This is a genomic window from Agromyces sp. NPDC058064 (assembly GCF_042885275.1).
In the GTDB taxonomy this organism is placed as follows: Bacteria; Actinomycetota; Actinomycetes; order Actinomycetales; family Microbacteriaceae; genus Agromyces.
Window position 1 is genome coordinate 1,231,684 of sequence record NZ_JBHVSE010000002.1, and the last position, 14,966, is coordinate 1,246,649.

The 14,966-nt window shown below is 70.3% G+C and carries 16 protein-coding genes and 1 tRNA gene; 14 read left to right on the plus strand and 3 right to left on the minus strand.

The genetic code is table 11. From position 1 onward, the window contains the following. Positions 1-125: 125 nt before the first annotated feature. Positions 126-2,723, plus strand: a complete 2,598-nt coding sequence (locus ACFVSL_RS11580; protein ID WP_386941100.1) for an Rne/Rng family ribonuclease — start codon at positions 126-128, stop codon at positions 2,721-2,723. Here the strand turns inward: ACFVSL_RS11580 and ACFVSL_RS11585 are convergent. Then, the gene (locus ACFVSL_RS11585; protein WP_386941101.1) at positions 2,715-3,002 is read right to left on the minus strand and encodes a DUF4031 domain-containing protein; all 288 of its coding nucleotides are present in this window, start codon (positions 3,000-3,002) and stop codon (positions 2,715-2,717) included. The genes ACFVSL_RS11580 and ACFVSL_RS11585 overlap by 9 nt on opposite strands. Positions 3,003-3,305: 303 nt before the next feature. Here ACFVSL_RS11585 and rplU point away from each other — a divergent pair, with 303 nt between their 5' ends. The 12 genes from rplU to ACFVSL_RS11645 all read left to right on the plus strand — a co-directional run bounded on the left by rplU (position 3,306) and on the right by ACFVSL_RS11645 (position 12,420). Then, on the plus strand, positions 3,306-3,614 hold the full coding sequence (gene rplU / locus ACFVSL_RS11590) for a 50S ribosomal protein L21 (RefSeq protein ID WP_157424218.1): 309 nt from the start codon (positions 3,306-3,308) through the stop codon (positions 3,612-3,614). A gap of 28 nt (positions 3,615-3,642) precedes the next feature. Then, the gene (gene rpmA / locus ACFVSL_RS11595; RefSeq protein WP_022888079.1) at positions 3,643-3,900 is read left to right on the plus strand and encodes a 50S ribosomal protein L27; all 258 of its coding nucleotides are present in this window, start codon (positions 3,643-3,645) and stop codon (positions 3,898-3,900) included. Between the two features lie 72 nt (positions 3,901-3,972). Further along, positions 3,973-5,523: a GTPase ObgE gene (obgE, locus tag ACFVSL_RS11600; RefSeq protein ID WP_386941102.1), complete on the plus strand. Its 1,551-nt coding sequence runs from the start codon at positions 3,973-3,975 to the stop codon at positions 5,521-5,523. After that, entirely contained in the window at positions 5,520-6,311 is a 792-nt protein-coding gene (gene proB, locus ACFVSL_RS11605) for a glutamate 5-kinase (RefSeq protein ID WP_386941103.1), read from the plus strand. Before obgE ends, proB begins: the two co-directional genes overlap by 4 nt. Positions 6,312-6,381: 70 nt before the next feature. Next, positions 6,382-7,650, plus strand: a complete 1,269-nt coding sequence (locus ACFVSL_RS11610) for a glutamate-5-semialdehyde dehydrogenase (RefSeq protein ID WP_386941104.1) — start codon at positions 6,382-6,384, stop codon at positions 7,648-7,650. Between the two features lie 70 nt (positions 7,651-7,720). Further along, positions 7,721-7,939 (plus strand): hypothetical protein, encoded by a 219-nt coding sequence (locus ACFVSL_RS11615; protein WP_386941105.1) that lies wholly within the window; start codon positions 7,721-7,723, stop codon positions 7,937-7,939. Positions 7,940-7,955: 16 nt separating this feature from the next. Then, positions 7,956-8,555, plus strand: coding sequence for a nicotinate-nucleotide adenylyltransferase (gene nadD, locus ACFVSL_RS11620; RefSeq protein WP_386941106.1), 600 nt, complete (start codon positions 7,956-7,958; stop codon positions 8,553-8,555). Then, the gene (locus tag ACFVSL_RS11625; protein ID WP_386941107.1) at positions 8,552-9,823 is read left to right on the plus strand and encodes a hypothetical protein; all 1,272 of its coding nucleotides are present in this window, start codon (positions 8,552-8,554) and stop codon (positions 9,821-9,823) included. Before nadD ends, ACFVSL_RS11625 begins: the two co-directional genes overlap by 4 nt. Before the next feature lie 39 nt (positions 9,824-9,862). Then, complete coding sequence (gene rsfS, locus ACFVSL_RS11630) at positions 9,863-10,225, plus strand: ribosome silencing factor (protein WP_157424224.1); 363 nt, start codon at positions 9,863-9,865, stop codon at positions 10,223-10,225. A 103-nt stretch (positions 10,226-10,328) separates the two neighbouring features. Next, positions 10,329-10,404 (plus strand) — tRNA-Ala (locus ACFVSL_RS11635). A 163-nt stretch (positions 10,405-10,567) separates the two neighbouring features. Then, positions 10,568-10,765, plus strand: coding sequence for a helix-turn-helix transcriptional regulator (locus ACFVSL_RS11640; RefSeq protein WP_386941108.1), 198 nt, complete (start codon positions 10,568-10,570; stop codon positions 10,763-10,765). 53 nt (positions 10,766-10,818) lie between these two features. Continuing rightward, positions 10,819-12,420 carry an arylsulfatase gene (locus tag ACFVSL_RS11645; RefSeq protein ID WP_386941109.1) on the plus strand — a complete coding sequence of 534 codons (1,602 nt, stop codon included), beginning with the start codon at positions 10,819-10,821 and terminating at the stop codon, positions 12,418-12,420. A 273-nt stretch (positions 12,421-12,693) separates the two neighbouring features. Here ACFVSL_RS11645 and ACFVSL_RS11650 read toward each other — a convergent pair whose 3' ends face one another. Continuing rightward, positions 12,694-13,821, minus strand: coding sequence for a class I SAM-dependent methyltransferase (locus tag ACFVSL_RS11650; protein ID WP_386941110.1), 1,128 nt, complete (start codon positions 13,819-13,821; stop codon positions 12,694-12,696). A 237-nt stretch (positions 13,822-14,058) separates the two neighbouring features. Between ACFVSL_RS11650 and ACFVSL_RS11655 the strand changes: the two genes are divergently transcribed. Next, positions 14,059-14,493 carry a DUF1801 domain-containing protein gene (locus tag ACFVSL_RS11655; RefSeq protein WP_386941111.1) on the plus strand — a complete coding sequence of 145 codons (435 nt, stop codon included), beginning with the start codon at positions 14,059-14,061 and terminating at the stop codon, positions 14,491-14,493. A 50-nt stretch (positions 14,494-14,543) separates the two neighbouring features. On the opposite strand, the gene ACFVSL_RS11660 is transcribed toward ACFVSL_RS11655, so the two are convergent. Beyond that, positions 14,544-14,966: integrase core domain-containing protein (locus ACFVSL_RS11660; RefSeq protein WP_386941112.1), on the minus strand; the 423-nt coding region annotated here is incomplete at its 5' end.

Here is a 14,966-nt window from a genome sequence, read left to right on the forward strand (position 1 = left end):
GGCGATTCAGGCACCCGCCGATCGCAGCAGTGAAGGTTCGGCGGTTCCGCACACGGCGGAACCGCTCCAGATGAGTAACGGAACGACGGCGCGGCCGTCGGGACCGGCGTAGGAGTGCACCAGAGATGGTGGAAGGCAACGAGAAGAACACGAACGAACCCGATTCGAGGGGCGCGAAGCGACGCGGCGGCCTGTTCGGCTCCCGCAGGGGCCGCGGCAAGGCGGCGCAGCCCGCTCCCGACGCGGTGACGCCCGCCGACGAGGCCGTGGGCGCGCAGCCCGTGGCCGACGACGCCGCGGCCGACGCGGCGCCCTCGGTGCAGCCCGAGGCATCCGTCGCGGAGCCGGCGAACCCGGTCGTCGCGACCCCCGACGCCGAGGTCGACGCGGAGGCGCAGGCCGAGGCCGCCGACGAGGCCCCGGCGGAGGAGGAGCCGGCGATCTCGCCGATCCCGACCGCGCTCACGACGACCTCGCTGATCTTCCACGCGCCGCCCGTGTTCGCGGTGCCCGAGCGCGACGACCGCGCCGAGCGCGACGAGCGGCCGGCCGACGAGACGTCGAGCGTGCGCCGCCGCACGCGCCGGCGCTCCGGCGAGGAGGGCCGCCCGTCGGGCGACGAGCCCGCCAACAACGTCGTGAAGGTGCGCAAGCCCCGCGAGGTCGAGCTCATCACCGAGCCGCAGAAGGTCAAGGGCTCGACCCGCCTCGAGGCGAAGAAGCAGCGCCGTCGCGACGGCCGCGACGCCGGCCGGCGCCGCGCCGTCATCACCGAGGCCGAGTTCCTCGCACGCCGCGAGTCGGTCGACCGCTCGATGGTCGTCCGCGAGAAGGGCGGCCGGATCCAGATCGGCGTCCTCGAGGACGGCGTGCTCGTCGAGCACTACGTGGCGCGCAACCAGGACGCCTCGCTCATCGGCAACGTCTACCTCGGCCGCGTGCAGAACGTGCTGCCCTCGATGGAGGCGGCCTTCGTCGACATCGGCCGCGGCCGCAACGCCGTGCTGTACTCGGGCGAGGTCGACTGGGACGCCGCCGCCGAGAACGGCGAGAAGAACCAGCCCCGCCGCATCGAGCTCGCGCTGAAGCCCGGCGACCGCGTGCTCGTCCAGGTCACGAAGGACCCGGTCGGCCACAAGGGCGCACGCCTGACGAGCCAGATCTCGCTGCCCGGCCGCTACCTCGTGTACGTGCCGAACGGCTCGATGAACGGCATCAGCCGAAAGCTCCCCGACACCGAGCGGGCCCGCCTCAAGAAGATCCTCAAGGAGGTGCTGCCCGAGAACCAGGGCGTGATCGTGCGCACCGCCGCCGAGGGCGCCACCGAGGAGCAGCTCACCCTCGACGTCAACCGACTCATCGCGCAGTGGGCCGACATCTCGAAGACCCTCGAGAAGGTGCAGGCGCCCGCGCTCCTGCACTCCGAGCCCGACCTGCTCATCAAGATCGTCCGCGACGTCTTCAACGAGGACTTCCAGAAGATGGTCATCGAGGGCGACGAGGCACGGCAGACGATCGAGCGCTACCTCCGCGCCGTCGCGCCCGACCTGCTCGAGCGGGTCGAGGCGTACGCCGGTGAGCGCGACTCGTTCGACGAGTTCCGCATCAGCGAGCAGATCGAGAAGGCGCTCGACCGCAAGGTCTGGCTGCCCTCCGGCGGCTCGCTCGTCATCGACCGCACCGAGGCGATGACCGTCGTCGACGTCAACACCGGCAAGTTCGTCGGTTCGGGCGGCAACCTCGAAGAGACCGTCACGAAGAACAACCTCGAGGCGGCCGAAGAGATCGTGCGCCAGCTGCGCCTGCGCGACATCGGCGGCATCATCGTCGTCGACTTCATCGACATGGTGCTCGAGTCGAACCGCGACCTCGTGCTGCGCCGCCTCGTCGAGTGCCTGTCGCGCGACCGCACCAAGCACCAGGTCGCCGAGGTCACCTCGCTCGGCCTCGTGCAGATGACCCGCAAGAAGCTCGGGCTCGGGCTCCTCGAGTCGTTCAGCGAGCCCTGCGAGGTCTGCGCCGGCCGCGGCATCATCGTGCACCACGAGCCCGTGCTCAAGCACCGCGCGCCGCAGCAGCAGCCCGAGCGCCGCCGCAACCGCGGCGGCGGCAACTCGAACGGCGGCGGCGGGCAGCAGCAGAACGCCCAGCCCGCATCGTCGAGCGCGCCGCACACCGGCACCCACGCGATCACCGACGACGTGAAGAACGCCCTCGCGCAGATCGCGGCCTCGACGATCCCGCACGCCGAGCCCAAGGCGGGCGAGACGCCGGTCGCCGTGCCGGCCGACGCCGCGCGCACGGCCGACGCCCCCGCGGCCGACGCGCCGACCGGCGGCCGACGCCGCGGTCGCCACCGCCGGGTCTCGCAGGAGCAGGGCACCCCCGAGGCGAGCACCGCTCGTGACGAGCGCGCCGGTGCGAACGAGGCAGCGGCGAACGCCGAGGTCGCCGCCCAGGCTGCCGCCCCCGCGGCCGAGGCGACGCCGATCCTCGAACTGCCCGCGCCGGCCGTCGAGCGCAAGCGCCCGGTGCACGCCGCCGAGGCCGAGGTGCTCCTCGACTCCGTGCTCGACGCGCTGCCCGCCCCGAAGAAGGCCGGGGAGGGTCGCGCCCGCAGCCGTCGCGTCTCGACCGCGGCGCTCAGCACGGGCGGTGCCCCGCCCGTCATCACCCGTGCCGACGACAGCGCCGGCGCCGAGGCATCCGACCGCTCAGAGTGAGCCGTCGCGCCTGCGGGCGCGCCGCTCGCGCGGCGTGACCCGCAGGCCGCTCCTCGCGAGCCGCACGACGAGCTCGCGGGGCTCGACCGGGAGCGCCCCGGCGGCGACCAGGTCGTCGTAGCGCTCCACCGGCACGTCGTAGTGGTCGAGGTCGAACGCGCGCGGCGGAAGCTCGGCGCGTCGCGCGAAGGCGTGCAGCTCATCGATCGACGAGTCGCTCACGAGGTGCGCCCAGACCGTGCCGTGCTTCGGCCAGAGCGGCGTGTCGATGAGGATCACGTGCGCCTCCGCTCGCGGCTCAACGGCCGTGCCGCCGGGACGTGTCGATGAGTGCGGTCATACCGGGATCGTACGCGGGGGAGCGCCGCGACGCGCCGGTCGCGCTCGTTTGACCGCTCCCCACTCATCCGGTAAACTCGTCCGTTGGTGCCGCTGCTTATCCCAGTGGGCGCCGCTTTGCAGTTCGCTCTGCACATCGTTTTCTGGCAGTCACCACCCTTCTTCCCGCTGGGGCGACCGCGCAGTGACAATCCCATCAGACAGTCGGAACCCCCGAGGGTTCCCCAGAGATAGGTACGAGTAGTGGTTTACGCAGTAGTGCGCGCCGGCGGTCGGCAGGAGAAGGTCGAAGTCGGCACCATCGTGACGATGGACCGGATCCAGGCTGACAAGGACGGCAACGTCCAGCTCATCCCGGTGCTCCTCGTCGATGGTGAGAAGATCACCTCCGACGCCAAGTCGCTCGCCAAGGTCACGGTCACGGCCGAGGTTCTCAACGACCTCCGCGGCCCCAAGATCGTGATCCAGAAGTTCAAGAACAAGACCGGCTACAAGAAGCGCCAGGGCCACCGTCAGGAGCTCACGCGCGTCAAGATCACCGGCATCAAGTAGCCCGCGGCGCCTCGAAGGAGAATCAGACATGGCACACAAAAAGGGAGCGAGCTCCACTCGCAACGGTCGTGACTCGAACGCCCAGCGCCTCGGCGTGAAGCGCTTCGGCGGCCAGGTCGTCAGCGCCGGCGAGATCCTCGTCCGCCAGCGCGGCACCCACTTCCACCCGGGCGCGGGCGTCGGTCGCGGTGGCGACGACACCCTCTTCGCGCTCGAGGCCGGCGCGGTGCAGTTCGGCAACAAGGGCGGCCGCAAGGTCGTCAACATCGTGGCGGTCGGCGAATAGTCGACCGACGGTCATCGTGAGGGCGGGCTTCGGCTCGCCCTCACGTGTTTCATCGCTGGGAAGGGGTACGGAATGGTCAGCTTCGTCGACGAGGTGACGCTGTTCCTGCGCGCCGGGCACGGCGGGAACGGCTGCGTCTCGGTGCGCCGCGAGAAGTTCAAGCCCCTCGCGGGCCCCGACGGCGGCAACGGCGGCCACGGCGGCGACATCGTGCTCGTCGCCGACCCGCAGGTCACCACCCTCCTGGCGTACCACGGTCGCCCTCACCGCTCCTCCGCGAACGGCCAGCCCGGCCAGGGCGACAATCGCTCGGGTGCGCTCGGCGAGTCGCTCGAGCTGCCCGTGCCGATCGGCACCGTCGTGAAGGACGAGGACGGCAACGAGCTCGCCGACCTCGCCGAGCCGGGCCTGCGCTACGTCGCAGCCTCCGGCGGCCTCGGCGGACTCGGCAACGCGGCGCTCGCGACGACGAAGCGCAAGGCCCCAGGTTTCGCCCTGCTCGGCACCGACGGCGACGAGCGCACCATCAAGCTCGAACTGAAGACCATCGCCGACGTCGCGCTCGTCGGCTACCCGAGCGCCGGCAAGTCGAGCCTCATCGCCGCCCTCTCCGCGGCCCGGCCGAAGATCGCCGACTACCCGTTCACGACGCTCCACCCGAACCTGGGCGTGGTGCAGGCCGGCGACCATCGCTACACCGTCGCCGACGTGCCCGGGCTCATCGAGGGCGCGAGCGAGGGCAAGGGCCTCGGCCTCGAATTCCTCCGCCACGTCGAGCGCTGCTCGGCCCTGCTGCACGTCATCGACTGCGCGACCCTCGAGCCCGGTCGCGATCCGATCAGCGATCTCGACATCATCCTCGGCGAACTCGGCGCCTATCCGGTTCCCGAGGGCCAGGTGCCGCTGCTCGAACGCCCGCAGATCGTCGCCCTGAACAAGGTCGACGTGCCCGAGGCCCGAGAGCTCGCGGAGTTCGTGCGCCCCGACCTGGAAGCCCGCGGCTACCGCGTGTTCGAGATCTCGACGGTGAGCCACGAGGGCCTGCGCCAGCTCGGCTTCGCCCTCGGCGAGCTCGTCGACCACGCTCGCATCGCCGCCGCCGCAGAGCCCGCCCCCGAGCGCATCGTCATCCGGCCGAGGGCCGTCGACGAGGTCGAGTTCGTCGTGCGCGCCGAGGGCGGCAGCTACGGCACGATCTACCGGGTGCTCGGCAAGAAGCCCGAGCGCTGGGTGCAGCAGACCGACTTCACCAACGACGAGGCCGTCGGCTTCCTCGCCGACCGGCTCGCGAAGCTCGGCGTCGAGGACGAGCTCGTGCGCGCCGGGGCCGTCGCCGGATCGACCGTCGTCATCGGCAAGGGGCAGGGCGTCGTCTTCGACTGGGAGCCGACGCTCACCTCGACCGCCGAGCTCATCACGGCGCCGCGCGGCACCGATGCCCGCCTCGACGACCACCGTCGTGCCACCCGCGCCGAGCGCAAGAGCGACTACCACGAGCGCATGGACGCGAAGGCGGAGGCGCGCGCCGAGCTCGAGCGCGAGCGCGAGGCCGGCCTCTGGGCCGACGGCGACGGCGACGCGAGCGACTCGGAGACGGGCACGGGCTCAGAGGGCGAACGGTGACCGTGCGGTCGCGCGCCGACGTGGCGTCGGCGCGGCGCATCGTCGTGAAGGTCGGCTCCTCGTCGATCAGCGGCGAGAACGCGGGCCAGATCGCGCCGCTCGTCGATGCGCTGGCCGCGGCCCACGCGCGCGGCACCGAGGTGGTGCTCGTGTCATCCGGTGCGATCGCGACCGGCATGCCGTACCTGCGCCTCGACTCGCGCCCCAACGATCTCGCCACGCAGCAGGCCGCCGCCTCCGTCGGGCAGAACCTGCTCGTCGTGCGCTACCAGGACGCGCTCGACCGGTTCGACATCATCGCCGGGCAGGTGCTGCTCACGGCGAGCGACCTCGAGAACGAGACGCCGCGACTCAACGCGCAGCGGGCGATGGACCGCCTGCTCGCGCTGCGCATCCTGCCGATCGTGAACGAGAACGACACCGTCGCGACCCACGAGATCCGCTTCGGCGACAACGACCGGCTCGCCGCGCTCGTCGCCGAGCTCATCGGCGCCGAGCTGCTCGTCCTCCTCTCCGACGTCGACGCGCTCTACACGAAGCCGCCGCACCTCGAGGGCGCCGAGCGCATCGCGCACGTGCCGCACGGCGACGAGCTCGCGGGCGTCGAGATCGGTTCGGTCGGCCGCGCCGGCGTCGGCACCGGGGGAGCGGAGACGAAGGTCTCCGCCGCTCGGATCGCCGCCGACGCGGGCGCTGCGGTGCTCATCACCGCGACCCCGCTCGTCGCCGACGCCCTCGCCGGCGCCGAGATCGGCACCTGGTTCGACCCGGCACCCGCCGCCGGCTGACCGGCTGCCCGACGCCGTCCGACCTCGTCATACGGCGAGCGTCGTACCGTCGCTCGCCTAGGCTGGTGCCATGGAGCATCCCGACCTCGACCTCGCCGTGCTCGACGAGCGCTTCGCCGCCGCGAAGGCGGCCTCGCACCTGCTCGCGCGTGCCTCCACCGCAGAGAAGGATGCCGCGCTCGAGCAGGTCTCGACGCTCCTCCGTGCGCGGGCCGACGACATCGTCGCGGCGAACGCGCTCGACCTCGAGGCCGGGCGCGCGAGCGGGCTCTCCGACGGGCTGCTCGATCGACTGACGCTCGACGTGCGCCGGGTCGAGTCGCTCGCCGACGCCGTGCTCGAGGTGATCGCCCTCACCGACCCGATCGGCGAGACCGTGAGCGGCCGCTCCCTGCCGAGCGGCGTGCGCATCGACCAGGTGCGGGTACCGCTCGGCGTCGTCGGCGCCATCTACGAGGCGCGCCCGAACGTGACGATCGACATCGCGGTGCTCGCCCTGAAGAGCGGCAATGCCGTGGTGCTCCGCGGCGGCAGTGCCGCCGAGCAGACCAACCGCGTGCTCGTCGAGGTGCTGCGCGACGCCCTCGAGCTCGCCGGCCTCCCCGGCGACGCGGTGCAGACGGTCGACGACTTCGGCCGCGCGGGCGCCCGTCACCTCATGCAGGCCCGAGAGTTCGTCGACGTGCTGATCCCCCGGGGGAGCGCGGGGCTCATCCGCGCCGTCGTCGACGAGGCGCGCGTGCCCGTCATCGAGACGGGGGCGGGCGTCGTGCACATGTTCCTCGACGAGAGCGCGCCCGAGCAGTGGGCGGTCGAGCTCGTGCACAACGCCAAGGTGCAGCGGCCGAGCGTCTGCAACGCGCTCGAGACGCTGCTGGTGCATCGCGCCGCCGCCGAGCGACTGCTGCCCGCGGTGCTCGACCGGCTCGAGGCGTCCGGAGTGACCGTGCACGCCGACGAGCGGGTGCGCGCCCTGCGCCCCGAGGCGGTGCCCGTCACCGACGAGGACTGGGCGACCGAGCACATGAGCCTCGACATCTCGGTCGGCGTCGTCGATTCGCTCGACGACGCCCTTCGGCACATCCGCCGCTACTCGACCAAGCACACCGAGGCCATCGTCACGAACGACCTCGGCAACGCCGAGCGCTTCCTCAACGAGGTCGACGCCGCTGCGGTCATGGTGAACGCCTCGACGCGCTTCACCGACGGCTCGGAGTTCGGCTTCGGCGCCGAGGTCGGCATCTCGACGCAGAAGCTGCACGCGCGCGGGCCGATGGGCCTGCCGCAGCTCACGAGCACCAAGTGGATCGTGCGCGGCTCTGGCCACGTGCGCGCCTGACCCCGGCCCGACCGCCGTTCTCGCTAGACTGTCGGGAGCGTTACCAGCAGGATTCGAAAGGAACGGCCGAATGAGCCTCACCACCGCAGCGTTGACCGGCACGGTGCTCACCGAGACGGTGCACGCACGGGAGCTTCCGATGGAGGCCTGGATGTACGGGCTCATCGCGCTGATCATCTTCGCCGCGCTCGGCATCGTGACCGCCTCGTACCGCGACGTCGCCAACCGTCACCGCGCGAAGGCCGAGGCCTACGCCGCCCGCCACACCGGAGACGGGCACGGCCACTGAGGCGAGCGGTCGCACCGTGACCGGCCCGGGCCGCCGGCCCCGAATCGGGGTCATGGGCGGCACGTTCGATCCCATCCACCACGGCCACCTCGTGGCCGCGAGCGAGGTCGCGCAGTCGCACGACCTCGATGAGGTCGTGTTCGTGCCGACCGGGCAACCGAGCTACAAGACGGTCGTCACCCCGGCCGAGCACCGGTACCTCATGACGGTCATCGCGACCGCATCGAACCCGCGCTTCACGGTGAGTCGCGTCGACATCGATCGGCCGAAGGCGACCTTCACGATCGACACGCTGCGCGACATCCGGCGCGACCGCCCCGATGCCGACCTCTTCTTCATCACGGGTGCCGACGCGATCGCGCAGATCCTCTCGTGGAAGGACGTCGACGAGCTCTGGGAGCTCGCGCACTTCGTTGCTGTGAGTCGTCCGGGACATGTGCTGAGCGTTACTGGTTTGCCCGAGCAAGACGTAAGCTTGCTTGAAGTTCCGGCACTTGCGATCTCCTCGACCGATTGTCGGAGCAGGGTGCGCCGGGGTTTCCCGGTGTGGTACTTGGTCCCCGATGGGGTCGTCCAGTACATCTCCAAGCACCATCTCTACCGGAGTGTCGAATGACGTCGTCCAACGAACCGCAGCTCACGCGCCGTGAGCTGCGCGAGCTCGAGCGCCTGCGGGAACAGCAGGCCGGTGGAGCGACCCCGGAACAGGCTCCTCCCGCCGCGGCGCCGACCTACTCGGCCCCACCCGCGCAGGCTCCTGCTGCGCCGCAGCAGTACGCGCCGCAGCCCGTCGCGCCGCAGCCCGTCGCCCCCCAGCCGGCCGCGGCTCCCGTGATGCCGACGCCCGCGCCGGTGGCGCCGCAGCAGCCGGCCGCCGCGCCGTCGGCGTACGCGCCGCCCCAGAACTTCGCCCCGCCGCGCCCCGCCGGCGGGTACGAGCAGGCCGCGCCGGTGACCGCCGTCCCGCAGCAGGCTCCGCAGAACCCGTTCGCCCCGCGCCCCTCGGCGCCGCAACCCGCCGAAGCAGCACCGCAACCGGCGGTGCCCCAGCCGATTCCCGTGGCACCCCAGGCTCCCCAGCCCGCCGCCGCCATGCCGTCTGCGCCCGAGCGCACGCTGACGCGGCGCGAGCTGCGGGCGATGCTCGACGGTGCCCAGCTCGACGACTTCGACGACGAGTTCGACGACGAGCCGGCCGCCCCGATCGCGACCGCGGCAGCCGCTGCGCAGCCGGTGCAGGGTGCGCAGCCGCAGGCGCAGCCGCAGCCGCAGCCGCAACCGCAGCCGCAGGCGCAGCGGCCCCCGCAGGCGATGCCCGCATCGCTCGCGACGCCGCAGCCGGCCCTGAACCCGATGCTCGACACGAGTGTGCCGAACCTCCCCGGTGTGAGCGCCGGGTCGCCCGGGCACTGGACCTCGCAGCTCAACGTGCCCGACACCGAGCAGCGCGCCGAACCGTTCGACCAGATGCTCTCGCGCGGTGCGCTGAGCCACGGTGTGCCGACGACGACGAACGCGCTGATCCTCCCGTCGCTGCCCGATCAGGGCGCCTTCGGCAACCAGCTCTCGCAGTCGGGCGAGGTGCTCGCGACCGGCTCGATCGACCTGCCCCGCAGCTACGGCGCGACCGGCGTGCACCCGAGCCAGGTCGACTCCTCCGACGTCGACCGGCTCTTCGAGCACCAGGTCGAAGACGTCGGCACGGGCGTCGCCCCCGTCGCGGCCACGCGTGCGATCAGCACGCAGGGCGCCGCACGCACCATGATCTCCCCGCCGAAGAAGGAGGGCATGAACGTGCCCCTCGTCCTCGCCGTGACCGCGGGCGTGCTCGCACTCGGCGTCGTCGGCACCCTCGTCATCGGAGCGATGACCGGCCTGTTCTGACCGGTCCCGCACCACCACTCGTACACCGGAAATGAGCGTATGACCGCATCCACCCAGGCCCTCGACTCCCTCGCACGCGCGGTTCGCGCGGCCGACGCGAAGGGCGGCGAAGATCTGGTCGCGCTGGATGTCTCGCGGCCGCTCCCGTTCGCCGACGTGTTCCTGCTCGTCACGGGCACCTCGGAGCGCAACGTCGTCGCCATCGCCGACGGCATCGAAGAGGTGCTCGGCCGCGCCGGCCGGCGCGAGGGGCACGCGGGCGGCCGGTGGGTGCTGCTCGACTTCGGCGACCTCGTCGTGCACGTCTTCCACCAGGAGGAGCGCATGTACTACGGCCTCGAGCGCCTCTGGAACGACTGCCCGGCACTGCCGGTCGAGCCGATCCTGGCGGCAAACCCCTGATCAGGAGGGCCCTCATCGGCTGAGGCCCGCTCGATTTCGTTTCGGGCGAGTGGCTGGTGTAAGCTCGAATCGTTGGGCCGCGAGAGCGAGAAACCAACGAAATGGGTCTGTGGCGCAGCTGGTAGCGCACCTGCATGGCATGCAGGGGGTCAGGGGTTCGAGTCCCCTCAGATCCACCAAAACCCCTGATGAACCGAAGGTTCTCAGGGGTTCTTTTCGTTGGAAGCGGGCGTTTGGGGCCTTTTTGGGGCCTTTTCGAAATCGGCCCGGCTTCCACAGGGATCCACAACGGATCCCAGCAGACCCTGACGATGCAGGGGATGTGCCGCACTCATCAGGAGTATGAGCACATCGCTTCCGACCACGGCCCCGGCGACTCGGTTCATCGAGAGCTTCGGGGACTACTTCACCGTCGACGAGCTGGCAGCATACCTGCAGCTCTCGAAAGAGACGCTGTACCACTGGCGGCTCGAGGGCACCGGCCCGAAGGCCACCAAACTCGGCAGCAGCTGCGCTACAGCAGCGCGGCAGCCACGATGACGATCCTCACGGCGGGAATTCTCCGTGCGCATTGACCTCCCCTCCATGCGGCGGTGACCGCAGAGCCCGATCAGACGGGTGCGAACTCCGTTCCGCCAGGGTCGGACTCGGGATCGACGGTGCCCCATCGCCCGGCTACGTCCACGGCGACATCGCACGAACTACGTGATGCGACGAACGATTCGCGATGGAAACCTACTCGTCGAACGCTCAGTCGGGGCACTCACAGGGGCGCCCGCGTGCGAACGTCGACCGGAGGGGGATCCGGAAACATGTCAACGAAGCAGCCGAACATCGTGTTCATCCTGTGCGACAACGTCGGTTGGGGGGACTTCGCGATCTACGGCGGAGGCACGCCGACGCCGAACATCGATCGCCTCGCCAACGAAGGGATCCGTTTCAACAACTACACGGTCGAGGCCCAGTGCACGCCGACGCGGTCGGCGATTCTCACCGGCCGGCAGTCGGTGCGGTCGGGCACCTACAAGGTGCCGTTCCCGGGGGAGGGGAAGAGCGGGCTCACGCCGTGGGAGTACACGACCGCCGACCTGCTCTCGGACGCGGGATACGCGACCGGCCTGTTCGGCAAGTGGCATCTCGGCGATGACGAGGGCCGCCTTCCGACCGACCAGGGGTTCGACGAATGGTGGGGCTATCGCAACAGCGCGGACGAGGCTGGATGGACCTCGTATGCGGCGTTCAACGCCATCGCCGAGGCGCGCGGAATCCAAGCGCCCCAGATCTGGGAAGGCCGGAAGGGCGGCGAGCAGCACGCGGTCCGTGAGCTCGACATCGAGGTTCGGCCGCTGCTCGATGAACTCATCGTCGACAAGACCGTCGACTTCATCAAGCGCAACGCGAACGGGACCCGACCGTTCTACACCTATGTCGGCCTGTCGCACTTGCATCCGCCGGAGCGCGTGCACCCCGACTTCGACCAGACCTCGCCCGATCGTCTCGGGATGCTCGCCGACCTCATCGCCGAGATGGACCATCGCGTCGGGCAGATCGTCGACTGCATCGAGGCAGAGGGGATCAGCGAGAACACGCTGATCGTGTTCTCGAGCGACAACGCCGCGGCGCTCGCCGATCTCGACATCATGGGTCAGTCGAACGGGCCCTTCCGGGGCGGCTTCATGACGCCGCCGTGGGAGGGGTCGATGCGGGTGCCGGCGATGGTCCGTTGGCCCGGTCACGTGCCCGCGGGCGTCGTGACCGAGCAGATGCTGTCGGCCCATGACTGGTACAAGACGTTCGCGACCTTGGCGGGCGCCGCCGATCGAGTGCCGACGGATCGTCCGATGGACGGGATCGACGCGTCCGAGTTCCTGTTGGGGACGAGCGAGGAGACGGGACGGGAGTCCCTCGTGTTCTTCGGCCCCGACGGCTCGCTCATGTCCTGCAAGTGGCGCAACGTCAAAGCGGTGTTCCGCTACTGCGACGGGATCGATCAGCCGATCGTGGAGCCCCAGTTCCCGATGTTCTTCGACATCGGAAGCGACCCCGGCGAGCGCTACAACCTGTTCGACTACAAGCTCGACATGGGATGGATGTTCGCCGCGGTGCTCGGCGCGGTCGCCGAGTTCAAGGCGAGCATGGCGATGTACCCGAACATCACGCCGGGGCAGGAGTTCGACGGCTACCCGCCGGCATGATCCACGGAAGCCCGGAACTCGTTCGCCGCACGTAGGGTCCTCCTCCCAGGGCAGACTTCGGCGCTCAAGCCGACTCAACGCAACTCGCTGAGAATCGGGCGCAGCCTGCGGGTGCTGCAGGCATCTCCGGATCCCCGTGGCGGCCCCACTGTTGGGGCCCTTCGTGGGGCCGTGCGAACGTCGAGTCGGTCCCGATCCGGACGGCCACGGATCGTTCCCGGGCACGTGTCGGGGCATCGGCTTGCGACGTGCTCCCCGGGCTGGGAACGCGCCTCACCGCTCGAGGAGGTAGAACCGGAAGGCGGCGAACCCGTCGATCGGCAGGATGCTGACGGCGGAGAAGCCGGCTTCGTGCGCGTAGCGTTCGAGCGTCGCACGTCGCATGACGGTGCCGGTCGCGACGGAGTCCGGTGTCGACATCGAGTCAGGCAGGCAGATCAGCAGACTGTATCCATACATCGCCCGCTCGGTGTCGTCGCCGGGAGGCGAGAACGTTTCGGCGACGGCTTCGTCCATCACGACGACGGCACCGTCGGATCGGACCGCGCGCCCGATCGAAGAGAGGACGGCGACGGGGTCGGGCATGTCGTGCAGTGCTTCGAAGACGAACGCGGCGTCGTAGCGGTCTTCGCCCTCGTCGGCGAGATGCTCGCCTCGGAGCTCGGAGAATGTCACATTCTCGAGCCCTGCGGCGTGCTCGCGTGCCGCCTCGATGGCGGGGGCATCGATATCGAACCCGTCGACGATCGCATCCGGGTACGCCCGGGCAAGACCGATCGTCGACCACCCGTGCCCGCACGCGACATCGGCGATCCCCGCATCGGGTCGCGACAGCACCTCGTGCACCCGCGGGACGGACGCGAGCGCCTTCGCAAGCACGTTCTCGAACCACGGGCGGTTGATGTCGCCCTGACCGTCGCGTACGGCAGCGCCGAACGCCGCCCACGGAACGCCTCGACCCGTCCGGTAGGCGTCGGTGAGGTCGGGCACACGCAGCGCGACCGCGGCGAACATGTCCGCCAGTGGCGCGGAATACCCGAGAGAGGCGCGATCGGTGAGCACCTCCGCCTGCGCGGCCGGCAGACGGAACCTCTCGGTGCCGTCGTCGCGATCGACATCGAGGATGCCCGCCGTCGCCTGCTGCTCGAGCCACTCGCGCGCGTACCGCCGATCGATGCCGGTCCGCGCGGCGAGCTCAGCCGGAGTGGCCGGCGCATCCCGGAGCGCCGCGTAGAGCCCGAGGCTGGAACCGATGTGGATGGAGAGCGTCTCCATCGCGCCGAGGAACCTGTCGAACACCCACCCCGCGAAATCCTCGACCACCTGCTCGTCGGCCTTCTCGCCGTCGCGATCAACCGTGTCGTCCATCGCGCACCCCCTCGCTTGATGGGACGGGATCAATCAGCGACATGCTAGAACTCGCGCCCCCCATCCACTAGGCCTCAGTGCCCATCCGGCGTCCTTCATCGACCCGTACGGGTCACGGTGACGTGTCGCGCGGTGATGCGGCGCGAGCGATCGCCGCACGGATCTCGGGCGTCGAGCGCACCGATCCTCATGCGCCGCTCATGCACCGCCACCGGCCTCGACCCGAATCAGACCATGCGCGCCGCGCACGTCGAGGTCTAGGTTGAGACCATGAGCACCCAGAAGACCGTGCCGACGGATGCGGACGTGGACGAGTTCCTCGCTGCGGCGACGCCCAGTCGCCGGGTCGAGGAGGGCCGGCGGATCGCCGAGATCTTCCGCGAGGTCACCGGCACCGACCCGGTCATGTGGGGGCCGTCGATGGTCGGCTACGGCAGCTACCGGTACATCTCGCCGGCGAACCCGCGCACGCGCGGGGACTGGCCGAAGGCGGGGTTCTCGCCCCGCAAGGCGCAGTTGACCTTCTACGGGCTCAAGGACCTGCCCGAGAGCGCTGCGCTGCTGCCCGAGCTCGGCACGTACACCGAGGGTGCTGGCTGCATCTACGCCAAGAAGCTCGACGATCTCGACCTCGACGTGCTCCGGCGCCTCATCGAGATCGCCTGGCACCGAAGCGACGATCCCGACCCGCTCCGCCGCGACTGACGTCGGGAGCGGCCCGACGTGCGAGCGCCCCGTGCGGAATGCGGCCCGCGCTAGCTGTACTGACCTCGACCGTTGTTGATTCGGTCGATGGGAGTGCGGCCTCCGATGCCGAGGTGGGTTCTGTCTAGGTTGTAGTAGTCGAGCCAGGCGGGCAAGGCTGCGGCGCGTTCTGCGTTCGTGGTGAATGGCCGCGCGTAGGCCCATTCGGTCGCGAGTGTTCGGTTGAGGCGTTCGACTTTCCCATTGGTCCATGGGCAGCGCGGGCGGATGAACTTCTGCTTGATGCCGTGATCGTTCAGGACATCGCGGAACACGGTCGAGTTTCGGTACGCGAACGCGTTGTCCGTGATCACGCGCTCGACTCGCACGCCGAGTCGGGCGTAGAACGCGATCGCTCGTTCGAGGAACCCGGCACAGGTCGCACCTCGTTCGTCGGGATGGATCTCGAGGTACGCCAGCCGGGAGTGGTCATC

Bases quoted from the DNA above. Each gene is read 5' to 3' on its own strand.
- ACFVSL_RS11580 (WP_386941100.1), top strand. From the start codon at position 126: ATGGTGGAAGGCAACGAGAAGAACACGAACGAACCCGATTCGAGGGGC.
- rsfS (WP_157424224.1), top strand. From the start codon at position 9,863: ATGACCGCATCCACCCAGGCCCTCGACTCCCTCGCACGCGCGGTTCGC.
- rpmA (WP_022888079.1), top strand. From the start codon at position 3,643: ATGGCACACAAAAAGGGAGCGAGCTCCACTCGCAACGGTCGTGACTCG.
- ACFVSL_RS11615 (WP_386941105.1), top strand. From the start codon at position 7,721: ATGAGCCTCACCACCGCAGCGTTGACCGGCACGGTGCTCACCGAGACG.
- ACFVSL_RS11610 (WP_386941104.1), top strand. From the start codon at position 6,382: ATGGAGCATCCCGACCTCGACCTCGCCGTGCTCGACGAGCGCTTCGCC.
- ACFVSL_RS11640 (WP_386941108.1), top strand. From the start codon at position 10,568: ATGAGCACATCGCTTCCGACCACGGCCCCGGCGACTCGGTTCATCGAG.
- ACFVSL_RS11625 (WP_386941107.1), top strand. From the start codon at position 8,552: ATGACGTCGTCCAACGAACCGCAGCTCACGCGCCGTGAGCTGCGCGAG.
- obgE (WP_386941102.1), top strand. From the start codon at position 3,973: ATGGTCAGCTTCGTCGACGAGGTGACGCTGTTCCTGCGCGCCGGGCAC.
- ACFVSL_RS11655 (WP_386941111.1), top strand. From the start codon at position 14,059: ATGAGCACCCAGAAGACCGTGCCGACGGATGCGGACGTGGACGAGTTC.